The sequence below is a fragment of the Paucihalobacter sp. genome (assembly GCF_036825875.1).
Lineage (GTDB): Bacteria > Bacteroidota > Bacteroidia > Flavobacteriales > Flavobacteriaceae > Paucihalobacter.
The window spans coordinates 97,933-110,266 of the sequence record NZ_DAISXK010000001.1; the positions used below are offsets into that span (position 1 = coordinate 97,933).

Annotated in this window: 10 protein-coding genes; 9 read left to right on the top strand and 1 reads right to left on the bottom strand. The window is 40.6% G+C overall.

What is annotated here, in order from left to right; genetic code table 11:
* The first annotated feature begins 79 nt into the window (after positions 1–79).
* The 5 genes from cysQ to V7Z48_RS00505 are packed head-to-tail and all read left to right on the top strand — an operon-like array spanning position 80 to position 4,088.
* Positions 80–904: a 3'(2'),5'-bisphosphate nucleotidase CysQ gene (gene cysQ, locus V7Z48_RS00485; RefSeq protein ID WP_334111416.1), complete on the top strand. Its 825-nt coding sequence runs from the start codon at positions 80–82 to the stop codon at positions 902–904.
* Positions 885–1,313: a DUF2061 domain-containing protein gene (locus V7Z48_RS00490; protein WP_334111417.1), complete on the top strand. Its 429-nt coding sequence runs from the start codon at positions 885–887 to the stop codon at positions 1,311–1,313. Before cysQ ends, V7Z48_RS00490 begins: the two co-directional genes overlap by 20 nt.
* On the top strand, positions 1,310–1,915 hold the full coding sequence (gene cysC / locus V7Z48_RS00495) for an adenylyl-sulfate kinase (RefSeq protein ID WP_334111418.1): 606 nt from the start codon (positions 1,310–1,312) through the stop codon (positions 1,913–1,915). The genes V7Z48_RS00490 and cysC overlap by 4 nt, the downstream gene beginning before the upstream one ends.
* A complete protein-coding gene (gene cysD / locus V7Z48_RS00500) occupies positions 1,908–2,813 on the top strand; it encodes a sulfate adenylyltransferase subunit CysD (RefSeq protein ID WP_334111419.1) in 906 nt (301 codons plus the stop codon). The genes cysC and cysD overlap by 8 nt, the downstream gene beginning before the upstream one ends.
* A gap of 21 nt (positions 2,814–2,834) precedes the next feature.
* On the top strand, positions 2,835–4,088 hold the full coding sequence (locus tag V7Z48_RS00505) for a sulfate adenylyltransferase subunit 1 (RefSeq protein ID WP_334111518.1): 1,254 nt from the start codon (positions 2,835–2,837) through the stop codon (positions 4,086–4,088).
* A 581-nt stretch (positions 4,089–4,669) separates the two neighbouring features.
* Here the strand turns inward: V7Z48_RS00505 and V7Z48_RS00510 are convergent.
* On the bottom strand, positions 4,670–6,553 hold the full coding sequence (locus tag V7Z48_RS00510) for an ABC-F family ATP-binding cassette domain-containing protein (protein ID WP_334111420.1): 1,884 nt from the start codon (positions 6,551–6,553) through the stop codon (positions 4,670–4,672).
* Between the two features lie 102 nt (positions 6,554–6,655).
* Here V7Z48_RS00510 and V7Z48_RS00515 point away from each other — a divergent pair, with 102 nt between their 5' ends.
* The 4 genes from V7Z48_RS00515 to V7Z48_RS00530 are packed head-to-tail and all read left to right on the top strand — an operon-like array spanning position 6,656 to position 11,823.
* Positions 6,656–7,450 carry a polysaccharide biosynthesis/export family protein gene (locus tag V7Z48_RS00515; RefSeq protein WP_334111421.1) on the top strand — a complete coding sequence of 265 codons (795 nt, stop codon included), beginning with the start codon at positions 6,656–6,658 and terminating at the stop codon, positions 7,448–7,450.
* 6 nt (positions 7,451–7,456) lie between these two features.
* Positions 7,457–9,934 (top strand): exopolysaccharide transport family protein, encoded by a 2,478-nt coding sequence (locus V7Z48_RS00520; protein WP_334111422.1) that lies wholly within the window; start codon positions 7,457–7,459, stop codon positions 9,932–9,934.
* A gap of 10 nt (positions 9,935–9,944) precedes the next feature.
* Entirely contained in the window at positions 9,945–10,526 is a 582-nt protein-coding gene (locus tag V7Z48_RS00525; RefSeq protein ID WP_334111423.1) for a sugar transferase, read from the top strand.
* A gap of 4 nt (positions 10,527–10,530) precedes the next feature.
* Positions 10,531–11,823 carry a nucleotide sugar dehydrogenase gene (locus V7Z48_RS00530; RefSeq protein WP_334111424.1) on the top strand — a complete coding sequence of 431 codons (1,293 nt, stop codon included), beginning with the start codon at positions 10,531–10,533 and terminating at the stop codon, positions 11,821–11,823.
* Positions 11,824–12,334: the final 511 nt, after the last annotated feature.

Here is a 12,334-nt window from a genome sequence, read left to right on the forward strand (position 1 = left end):
GAATTATTTCAATAACCTACGGTTTCAATAGGGAATTACTTTTTTTTATTCTGCAAATGCGTTATATTCGCCCCCATATATGGAATATAATCAGTTAGAACAATATTTAAACCTTACAATTGAAGCGTCTATCAAGGCTGGTGCCGCGATTATGGAGGTGTATGGTAGTGCTTTCAAGGTGCAATATAAGGTAGATGAATCGCCATTAACGGAAGCTGATCAGCGGGCGAATGCCGTGATTATGCAGTTTTTGGAAACTACCCAGGTGCCTATTATCAGCGAAGAGAATAAAGCGATTCCATATGACGTGCGGAAGACTTGGACCCAATGTTGGATGGTAGATCCGTTGGATGGCACCAAAGAATTTGTTAAACGCAATGGTGAGTTTACCGTGAACATTGCCTTGATTGATGAAGGAGTGCCGGTTTTAGGCGTGATTTATGTCCCTGTGACGCAGGTACTATATTTTGCCATTTCTTCACAACAAAAGGCTTTTAAGATAAAATTAGAGAATACAGATTTATCGGTGCAAGACATCCGTTCCCAAGCCATTCAATTAAAATCGGGAGCTGATATTAGCAAGGTCAGAGTGGTGGGTAGTCGTTCGCATATGAATACAGATACTTCCAATTTTCTAAAGCGTTTGCAAGAGGTTACTAGTGTATCGCTAGAAATGGTATCGGTTGGTAGTTCCTTAAAATTTTGCTTACTGGCAGAAGGTGCGGCGGATATTTATCCACGGTTTGCACCCACCATGGAATGGGATACTGCTGCTGGTCAAGCTATTTGCAGTGCCCTTGATATTTCGGTAGTACAAGAAAGCAGCGGTGTGACCCTAAGATATAATAAAGCAGATTTGTTAAATCCGTATTTTATAGCAGCGCATGAGCGGTACCTCCCATAAACGACACTTATTAAAAGCGGTGAGTTGGCGCGTGGTGGGAACAATTGATACCATGTTGCTGGCCTGGCTTATTTCCGGGAATCCCCTCACGGGGTTTAAAATAGGGGTGGCTGAGGTGCTTACCAAAATAGGTTTGTATTATTTACACGAGCGCGTATGGTTTAAAGCAGACCTGTCCAAAATTTCTTGGTTGAACTCGAGTAACTATAGGCATATTGCCAAAACGATAACTTGGCGCGTGGTGGGAACGATTGATACCATGCTCTTGGCTTGGTTAATATCGGGAGATCCGATAATAGGCCTCAAGGTTGGTTTAGCGGAAGTGCTTACCAAAATGATTTTGTATTATTTGCACGAACGTTTGTGGTATCGTATTAACTTTGGACTTGATAAAAGAGAACCATCATGAGTAAAAACATTATACCGCACGAATTTAGTTTGAGCAAGGCAGCCCGCAATACCCGCAATGGACATCCTTCTTTTGTACTTTGGTTTACAGGACTTTCAGGTTCTGGCAAATCTACTATTGCCAATGTGGTGGAGCAAGCGCTGTTCGCAGCCAACTATCACATTTATGTGTTGGATGGTGATGGTCTCCGTAACGGACTTAATGCTGGTTTGGGTTTTAATGAAGCAGACCGCAGTGAAAACTTACGGCGCACTGCTGAAGTGGCCAAGCTTTTTGTGGATGCGGGCATGATTACCTTGGCATCCTTTATTTCACCTTTGAAAAAAGACCGCGAAAACATCAAAGCCATTATTGGTGCCGAGCAGTTTTATGAAATATTTGTGGATACACCTTTGGAAATTTGCGAACAACGCGATGTGAAAGGTTTGTATAAAAAAGCACGGGCAGGTGAGATTTTAAATTTCACGGCCATTAATGCGCCTTATGAAGTACCTGAGCACCCAGACCTCATCTTAAAAACAACCGATTTAAGCCTAGAAGCAACTGTTGAAAAAGTTGTTGCTTTTGTGGAACAAATCATTACAAAACAGCAACATGCGTAAATACTATCTTAACTATTTAAACGAATTAGAGTCCGAAGCGATGTACATCCTTCGCGAAGTTTGGGCACAGTTTCAAAACCCAGTGATTCTATTTTCTGGCGGAAAAGACTCCATTGTGGTCACCCACTTGGCGCGAAAGGCTTTTTATCCTTCTAAAATTCCGTTTCCTTTAATGCATATAGATACTGGGCATAACTTCCCAGAGACGATTGCGTTTAGAGACCAGTTGATTAAGGACTTGGGATTGGAACTTTTGGTAGGTTCGGTTCAAAGTTCGATAGATACAGGCAGAGTCGCTGAGGAGCGTGGCAAAAACGCCACTCGAAATGCCTTGCAAACCACTACCTTGTTGGATGCTATAGAATCGCATAAAGTAGATTGTGCCATTGGCGGCGGTCGACGGGATGAGGAAAAGGCCCGCGCGAAAGAACGCTTTTTTTCGCATCGGGATGATTTCGGTCAGTGGGACCCTAAAAACCAACGGGCGGAATTGTGGAATTTGCTAAACGGAAAATATTTTGAAGGCGAGCATTTTAGAGCTTTTCCCATTAGCAATTGGACGGAGATGGATATATGGAATTATATTTTAAGAGAACAAATCAGTATTCCAAGTTTGTATTTTGCCCATGAACGCGAGGTAGTTTGGCGCAGTGATTCGTGGATTCCTGTATCCGAGCATACCAAGTTAGAACCTGAGGAACGCGTTGAAATCAAAAAAATCCGCTTTAGAACCCTTGGTGATATTACTATTACTGGTGGTATAGAATCTGATGCTGATTCTTTGGAAAAGATTGTGGCTGAAGTAGCGGCCATGAAGCAAACCGAACGTGGGAATCGCAGCGACGACAAGCGCTCTGAAACCGCTATGGAAGACCGTAAGCGCAGCGGTTATTTTTAATTTTAAACATCCTATATGAGCATGATAGATAACAATCAATTATTACGTTTTACCACTGCCGGAAGTGTGGATGATGGCAAGAGTACCTTAATAGGTCGACTATTGTACGACACTAAGTCTATTTTCGAAGACCAACTTGCCTCGGTGGAAGCCACAAGTGTGCGCAAAGGTCATGAAGGTGTGGATTTGGCGATGTTTACCGACGGACTACGTGACGAGCGTGAGCAAGGCATTACCATAGATGTGGCTTACCGCTATTTTACTACTCCCAAGCGCAAATTTATAATTGCAGATACCCCAGGACATATTCAGTATACCCGCAATATGGTAACGGGAGCTTCCACTGCCAATGCCGCTATTATTTTGGTGGATGCGCGCCATGGTGTGATGGAGCAAACCAAACGCCATGCGTTTATAGCCTCCTTATTGCAGATTCCGCATATCATAGTATGTATTAATAAAATGGATTTAGTGGATTTTTCTCAGGATACTTATGACACTATTGTGAGTCAGTTTGAAGAGTTCTCCTCTAAACTGTACATGAAAGATGTGCGTTTTATCCCTATCTCAGCTTTATTAGGGGATAATGTGGTGAACCGTTCTGGCACAATGGACTGGTACCAAGGCGCACCTTTGCTAAATGTTTTAGAAACCCTTCATATTAGCAGCGATATCAACAAAATCGATGCGCGTTTTCCGGTGCAAACTGTCTTACGTCCTCAACATTCCGAATTTATAGATTACCGTGGTTATGCCGGTAGAATCGCCAGTGGCATTTACCGTGTAGGGGATGAGGTTGTGGTATTACCTTCTGGTTTTTCGTCTAAAATAAAAAGTATCAATGCAGGTTTTGAAACTTTGGAAGAAGCCTTTGCACCAATGTCGGTTGCACTTACTTTAGAAGACGATATCGATGTAAGCCGTGGCGATATGATTGTAAAACCTAACAACCAACCAAAACTACAGCAGGAGTTTGATGTGATGCTGTGCTGGTTGCACAACCAACCCGCTAAACCAAGAGGAAAATACCTGATTAAACACACCAGCAACGAGCAGAAGGTGATGATCAAGCAAGTGGTTTACAAAATCGATATCAATACCTATAATCGCATCATCGAAGATGAGGTTTTGACCATGAATACCATTGCACGCGTGACTTTGCGATGCTCAAACCGTTTGATGCTGGATGATTATAAGTCTAATCGTATTACTGGGAGTCTGATTTTGATTGATGAAGCGAGTAACGATACAGTTGCGGCGGGGATGGTAGTGTAGCGTAGTTTGGCGTAATGAGTTGTGAGTAATGAGTTTTGAGTTTTGAGTTATGGTTTGTAGAGTACTAAATAAGATTGACCACTTAAAAACAATTTATATAAAAGCTAACCTTTAAAGAGAATAAAGGAATCAATAGGATGAGATTCCTTCCTCCTTCGGCGGACGGGCGCTGCGCTTCGGAAATCGAAGATTCTACAGAGCCATTTACAAAAGGAAGGTAAGAATTCGCACTAAGATAACTAAAAAACAACCCCCACAGTGTTTGTCACGCCGACAGAGCGAGGCACGAGCGACGAGGTGTCGCATCAGAGTAAGCAGGTATTGTATTTGGTTTAGTGCATGCCGGATTATTAAGATTTTAATGGACTCAGCAGGATGAGATTCCTCCTTCGTCGGAAATAGAAGATTCTACAGAGCCATTGACAAAAAGCAAGGCAAGAATTCGCACCACGACAGCAACGAAATAACCCCTACAGTGTTTGTCACGCTCCTCCTACATCGGACACTCTACAGAGCGACAACCGTAAACCGAAAACCTCATTCCAGCGCGTAGTTTTTTAGGCAGGGAATTAGGAACATGCTCACCCCAACCTCTCCATCAACTCAAACCAACGCGCTTCCTTAGCCTCCAATTGCGACTGCAGCTGCTGTAACTGCTCCGAAAACTTGGCAATTTGTTCGGGCTTGAGTTCTGGGTCGAGAAACTTCGCTTCTAATTGCTGCTTGTCCAGCTCCAACGAACGAATTTTGCTTTCTAAATTCTTGAATTCCTTTTGTTCGTTATAGCTTAATTTTTGGGCTTGATTTTCCTTTTGGTTTTGTTCTATTTCAATCTTACTATTGGCGGTTTTAGCGGTTGTTTTATCGACGGACGATGCAGCATCTAAACTGTTGTTATAGTCACGGTAATCGGAATAATTTCCTGGGAAATCACTGACCTTTCCTTCGCCTTCAAACACCAATAAGTGGTCGACAATTTTATCCATAAAATAACGGTCGTGTGATACCACTACCAGACATCCTGGGAAATCTAAAAGGAATTCTTCCAGAACGTTCAAGGTAACAATATCCAAGTCGTTGGTAGGCTCATCCAGAATTAAAAAGTTGGGGTTTTGTATGAGTACAGTGCATAAATACAAGCGTTTGCGTTCGCCGCCACTTAGTTTTTCTACAAAGTCGTATTGCTTTTTACGGTCGAATAAAAAGCGTTCTAACAATTGTTGAGCGCTAATTTGACGACCTTTTGCCAAAGGAATGTATTCGCCATACTCGCGAATCACTTCAATAACCTTTTGACCTGGTTTGATGACAATGCCATCTTGTGTGTAGAATCCAAACTGTACGGTTTCTCCAATAACCACTTTACCCATGTCGGGTTGCAGCGTTTGAGTGAGGAGTTTTAGAAAGGTCGTTTTACCAGTACCGTTTTTTCCAATAATGCCAATGCGTTCGCCTTTTTTAAAAACGTATTCAAAACCTTTTAAAATGGTAATGTCCTCAAAACTTTTAGATACTTTATGAAACTCTACAATCTTGCTTCCCAAGCGTTGCATTTGTAGTTCAAGCTGTATCACATGATCTTTGCGACGCTGACTGGCGCGTTCTTTAATGCTGTGAAAATCGTCGATGCGCGATTTTGATTTGGTAGTTCGGGCTTTGGGTTGGCGACGCATCCAGTTGAGTTCTTTTTTAAAGAGTTGCTGCGCTTTGCCGGTTTCGGTTTCCCAAACCGCCATACGTTCTTCTTTCTTTTCTAAGTAATACGAATAATTGCCTTTGTAGCTAAACATCTGCCCTTCGTCTAACTCGATGATTTCATTACAAACCCGTTCTAGAAAATAACGGTCGTGGGTCACCATAAATAAGGTCATATCGGTTTGTGCAAAATACTGTTCTAGCCATTCAATCATCTCCAAGTCGAGGTGGTTGGTAGGTTCATCTAAAATCAGCAAATCCGGCTTGGACAATAGTGCCTTAGCCATAGCGAGACGTTTTTTTTGTCCGCCACTTAAGTTGCCAACGATTTGATGTACGTCTTCCAACTTTAAACGGGTAAGTAATTGTTTGTATTCTGTTTCAAACTCCCACGCGTTATGGCGTTCCATTGCTTCAAAGGCTTTCTGGTAGGCATCGGCATCATCGGTGTTTTGGAGGGCGTGTTCGTAATCGGCAATCACTTTAAGAATGGGCATATCGCCTTGCAAAATGCTTTCTTCTATGCTAAGTTCTGGGTCTAAAACGGGCTCTTGTTCTAGTACTGCCATGCGCAATCCGTTGCGGGTGACGATTTCGCCTGTATCAGGGGTATCCTTTCCAATGATAATATTGAGGATGGTGGTTTTCCCACTGCCATTTTTAGCCACAAAAGCTATTTTTTGGTTTTGGTGGATACTAAATGATAGGTTTTCGAAGAGTACTACCTCACCGAAGGATTTTGATATTTGCGATGCGCTTAACAGATGCATGGGCTATTTTTTTTGCAAATAACGTGAATAACCAAAAAACAAACGAATAGTTTTGATATTGAAAGTGATGTTCTATATTTGTGATGAAACAAATTTTGCTATATGAAACGGATCTATGCCGTGTTGTTATTGGTCTTGCTCCTTATTGGAACCTCCTGTATTCCACAAAAAGATTTATTGTATTTGCAACATAAAGAAGGCGCCACCGATAGTATTGCACAATTTACCGAGGTACAAAAGCCTTACAGAGTTCAAATCAATGATATTTTGAATGTGCAGGTCAAATCGGTAGATCAAGATGCCGTTAATATTCTCAACCCTTCCGGTGATGCCAATTTGAATGCCAGTAGTCAAGAGCGCGCTTATTTTGATGGGTTTACGGTAGACTTACATGGAAATATCCGTATTCCTGTATTGGGAAAAATCAATGTGCTGGGTTATACGGTCGAAGAAATTCAAAATAAGATAGAAACACAACTTTTAGAACAAGAGTTTAAAGAAACCGCTCGCATATTTGTTACAGTTAAATTAGCAGGCTTACGCTATGTAGCCACTGGTGAAGTCGGTAGCCCAGGAACCAATGTGATGTTTCAGGATCGGGTGAATATTTTGGAGGCACTGGCTAATGTTGGTGATATTTCCATAACAGGCAACAGAAAAGATGTATTGGTTATCAGACAGTACCCACAAGGACAGCAAATTCATCATTTGGACCTGACAGATATTGCGGTAATGCAGTCGCCGTATTATTACATACAACCCAATGACATGATTTATGTAAAACCTTTAAAGCAGAAGTCATGGGGAACAGGAACTACGGGACGTGAAACCTTTACTACTATTGCATCTATTATTGGTTTACTTGCGACCACAACTATTATATTAACCAGACTATAAGGTATTTTGATAGACTACGATCAGGACACAGAATCAGGAGAACAAGGCAGAGTAGGCTTTGACTTTAGAGGCTTTTTATTTAAGGCACTAAACTGGTGGCGACTTATAGTGTTCTGTGTAGGTGTTGCCTTGGTTATCGCCTATTTTATAAATGTCCGCAAACAAAGTATCTATAAACTTGAGTCATTGATTTCAGTTGAGAACGACACCAATCCATTTTTTACCGCTAATACTTCCATTTCATTTAATTGGGGTGGTGTTTCAGGGAAGGTAGGCAAGGTTATGACCTCTATTAAAACTCGAAATCACAATGAGTTGGTGGTAGATTCGTTGCAATATTATATGAACTATTTGCAACAGGGCAAATATTATATGATGGATGTTTATACTGCGGCACCATTTACTGTAACTATTGATAAAAATAAGGGACAGTTATTAGGTACTCCGATAAGTATCACCTTTGTAAGTGATGACTCCTATGAAATATCAGTTGAATTTTCTGGCAGCACCGCTGGATTGCAACGCTACTCCGATAAATATAAGTTCGCCACCAAGATTACACCAGGTCTTTTTAAGCAAACTTTTAAGCTTGGCGAGTCCGTTAGATTACCTTTTTTTAGCGGAACTATCGAGGTCAGAGAGGGTAGTGTGATCAAAAAAGGAGATGTTTACTTTATTCAGTTTTTGAATTTTGACAGTGTAGTGAATAGTTACAAAAATAGCATTAATATTCAGGCACCTTCAAAAAGTGTCGCTTCTGTATTGGAATTATCTTTAACAGGTACTAACAAATCTAAAATTGTGGATTACCTAAATGCCACTTCGGCTATATTGAGTAGAACGGAGTTAGAGCGCAAAAACTTATATGCTACTAATACCATCAGATTTATTGACAGCAGTTTAAATACAGCCGATGCCGATGTGCGACGCGCTACGGAAATGATGAATCAGTTCCGGCAAAAAAATAAGGTGTTTGATGTTACCGAAGAAATGGTGGCCACCAACGAGAAATTAAAACTGTTGGATACGGAGCGAGAATTAGAAAATTCGAAGCTTAAATATTTAAACAGTCTTGAAAATTATTTGCGTACCAAAACAGATTACACCCAAATAGCAGCACCAACTTCGGTTGGTATTCAAGAAGGCAATATTGTTAGCAGCGTTGGGAAAATTACCGCTTTGGCCATTGAACGCCAAAACTTGGAATACACTACCAAAGAGGAATCAGTTTTGTTTAAAGAATTAGACCGCCGTATCGATTCAGAGAAAAATGTTTTATTAGAAACCATTCAGGCAACAAAATCAACTATCAACGGTCAATTAACCAATATAGCTCAGCGCATTGTACGCTTAGAATCTGAATTAAGCAGTTTACCTGAAGACCAACAAGAATTTTTAAAGATAGAACGCACCTTAAGTATGAGCCAGGAAGCCTATGACGTTTACCTTTCTAAAAGGGGAGAAGCCGCCATAGTGAAGGCTGCCAATGTTTCGGATATTGTGGTAATTGACGAGGCTAAGGATATTGGCAATGGGCCTATAGGACCCAAAAAATCCTTAAACTATATGATGGCTCTGATGGTTGGATTCTTTTCACCTATGTTTTTGATATTTGTGATTTATCTGCTCGACAACACTATTCACGGTTCAGATGAGGTGGAAAAACTTTCTAAAATTCCAATTCTCGGCTTGATAGGTAAATACTATTACAAAAATAATTTAGTAGTTTCTGAAAAGCCGAAATCAGCAGTAGCGGAGTCATTTAGAGCTATCAGATCGAGTTTGCAGTTTATTTACAAACAGCAAACGCATGAAAAAGGGCGCACTTTGATGGTGACTTCATCGGTAAGTGGTGAAGGCAAAACCTTCTGCTCTATTAACATGGCTACAGTATACGCGCTTTCTGGAAAAAAAACCATCTTACTGGGTATGGACTTGCGCAAGCCTAAGATTTTCGGGGATTTTAATATTGATAATGAAAAGGGTATCGTTAATTATTTAATAGGTGATGCTAGCCTAGAAGAAGTGACACACCACAGCCATATTGATAATTTAGATGTGATTCCTTCGGGACCCATACCGCCCAATCCGTCGGAGTTGTTAATGAGTGATACCTTTAAAAACTTGATAAGCAATTTGCGGGAACAGTATGATATCATTGTTCTTGACACACCGCCTCTAGGGTTGGTAACTGATGCTTTGGAACTGTCTAATTATGCCGATGCCAGTTTGTTTATCGTGCGTTTGGACTATACTAAAAAGGGTATGTTGTCCTTGGTAAATGCCAAATACCGCGCAGGTGAGTTGAAAAATATTTATTATATACTCAACTTCTACAAACACAAAACCAATCACAATTACGGTTATGGCTACGGTTATGGCTACGGTTATGGCTATGGTTACGGAGTTTATGGCAATGCTTATCATGAACGCGATAAAAACACCTTGTGGTCCAAAGTAAAACGCTTATACCGCCGCTTATAAATATCTAGTGATGACCCAACAGCAATTATTGCTCAAGCGCTTTTTCGACCTCCTGCTTGCGTTGTTGCTCTTTATACCAGTAGTTATACTTACTTTGCCTTTATTGCTGTTAAGTGCTTTGGATACCAAGAGTAATGGTCTTTTTATGCAAGAACGTATAGGCCAATATGGTAAAACTTTCCAAATGCTAAAATTGCGTACCTTAAAACCAGGGCAACATGTGTTAGGACAGCTAGATGCCAGTGCCAGCGCCTATGGAAAATGGTTACGCCGTCATAAATTAGATGAGTTGCCACAGCTGTGGCACGTCCTCACAGGTGCCATGAGTTTTGTTGGTCCTAGACCCGATGTAGCAGGTTATGCCGATATGCTAGAAGGGGATGATCGTATTATTTTAACTATAAAACCAGGAATTACGGGTCCAGCAACACTTAAATACAAAGAGGAAGAATGTTTGTTAGCTATGCAGCCTGACGCAGAACTTTACAATAGAACGGTTATTTGGCCAGATAAGGTGGAAATCAACAAAAAATACGCGAATAATTGGAGTTTTTACTTAGATTTGAAGCTCATAATAAAATCCATAATATAAACACATGCAAAGCAGTAGAGATAAAATCGCCATCATTGGTTTGGGGTACGTAGGATTGCCATTAGCCGTTGAATTTGCTAAAAAATATCCTGTAGTAGGATTCGACATCAATACCAAGCGCATAACCGAACTTAAAAAGGGTAAAGATCATACGCTTGAAGTAGCATCGGATGATTTAAATTCTGTTTTGTGTGAAGATTTAAGCGCAAACGGCCTTTTGGTAAGTGATATGACCGACGCCATGGCGGATTGTAATATTTTTATAGTGACTGTACCGACACCAACTGATGCTTTAAACAAGCCAGTATTTACGCCGCTTATCAAGGCTAGTGAATCGGTTGGCAGTGTCTTAAAACACGGTGATATTGTTATTTACGAATCCACTGTTTATCCTGGAGCAACCGAAGAGGTTTGTGTGCCTATTCTAGCACAAGTGAGCGGATTGAAATACAACAGTGAATTTTTTGCAGGTTATTCGCCAGAGCGTATTAACCCAGGTGACAAAGAACATACTGTTACTAAAATACTTAAGGTAACTTCTGGTTCTACACCTGAGATTGCCACACGGGTAGATGAATTATATAAAACTGTTATTACTGCAGGTACGCATTTGGCACCGTCTATTAAAGTTGCTGAAGCTGCTAAGGTAATTGAAAATTCACAACGTGATATCAATATTGCTTTTGTAAATGAATTGTCTAAAATATTTAGGATACTAGATATAGATACCGAAGCGGTATTAGCAGCAGCAGGCACCAAATGGAACTTTTTACATTTCAAACCGGGCTTGGTAGGTGGGCATTGTATAGGGGTTGATCCTTATTATCTGGCACAAAAAGCCATAGAAAGCGGCTATAATCCGGAAATTATTTTAGCTGGAAGAAAGATGAATGACAGTATGGGTAGCTATGTAGCGACAGAAACCGTGAAAATGATGATTAATGAAGGCGCTACTATTAAAGGGTCGAAAGCCTTGATTTTGGGTATTACATTTAAGGAAAACTGTCCGGACATTCGCAATTCACGTGTGATTGATATTATCCGTGAACTAGAGAGTTATCATGTTGGGGTTGATGTTTATGATCCGTGGGCTGACACTGAAGAAGTGAACTATGAATACAAGCTTGAATTAAAAACAAGTTTAAACCAATTGGGTAATAATTATAATGCCATTATATTGGCCGTATCGCATCAGCAGTTTTTAACCCTAGACTTAAACGCTTTAAAAGCTGAGAACGCTGTGGTGTTTGATGTGAAGTCGCTGTATCCGAAGGAATCGGTGAATGCGAGGTTGTAAGGGCGGATTTACGATATACGATATACGATATAAGAAGTTAGAAGTACGATATTCGAAGTTAGAGGTACGATATACGAAGTAAGAATTATATATGTAAATTTAGATAGTGAACACTGGACATTGAATATTGAACATTGAACCTATATAGATTATCCGAATTAAGTTCCCTCCGTCACCCTTTAGAGCAAGGGGCAAAGCGGAGGGAACGGAAGTATTGATGAGGCTGAATTTAAGTTGTGAGTAGTGGTGAAAAGACAGAGGACGGAAGACGGATGTACGATTTACGATATACGATATACGAAGTAAGAATTATATATGTAAATTTAGATAGTGAACACCGAACATTGAATATTGAACCTATAGTGATTATCCGAATCAAGTTCCCTCCCTCACCCTTTAGGGTAAGGCGCAAAGCGGAGGGAACACGTATATGAGGACGGAACAGAGAGAAGAGAGAAGAGAAAATTGTACGTCCCTGATATAGGTTGACCACCTAAAGTCAATTTATATG

Bases quoted from the DNA above. Each gene is read 5' to 3' on its own strand.
- V7Z48_RS00510 (WP_334111420.1), bottom strand. From the start codon at position 6,553: ATGCATCTGTTAAGCGCATCGCAAATATCAAAATCCTTCGGTGAGGTA.
- V7Z48_RS00525 (WP_334111423.1), top strand. From the start codon at position 9,945: ATGACCCAACAGCAATTATTGCTCAAGCGCTTTTTCGACCTCCTGCTT.
- V7Z48_RS00505 (WP_334111518.1), top strand. From the start codon at position 2,835: ATGATAGATAACAATCAATTATTACGTTTTACCACTGCCGGAAGTGTG.
- V7Z48_RS00530 (WP_334111424.1), top strand. From the start codon at position 10,531: ATGCAAAGCAGTAGAGATAAAATCGCCATCATTGGTTTGGGGTACGTA.
- V7Z48_RS00515 (WP_334111421.1), top strand. From the start codon at position 6,656: ATGAAACGGATCTATGCCGTGTTGTTATTGGTCTTGCTCCTTATTGGA.
- cysC (WP_334111418.1), top strand. From the start codon at position 1,310: ATGAGTAAAAACATTATACCGCACGAATTTAGTTTGAGCAAGGCAGCC.
- V7Z48_RS00490 (WP_334111417.1), top strand. From the start codon at position 885: ATGAGCGGTACCTCCCATAAACGACACTTATTAAAAGCGGTGAGTTGG.
- cysD (WP_334111419.1), top strand. From the start codon at position 1,908: ATGCGTAAATACTATCTTAACTATTTAAACGAATTAGAGTCCGAAGCG.
- cysQ (WP_334111416.1), top strand. From the start codon at position 80: ATGGAATATAATCAGTTAGAACAATATTTAAACCTTACAATTGAAGCG.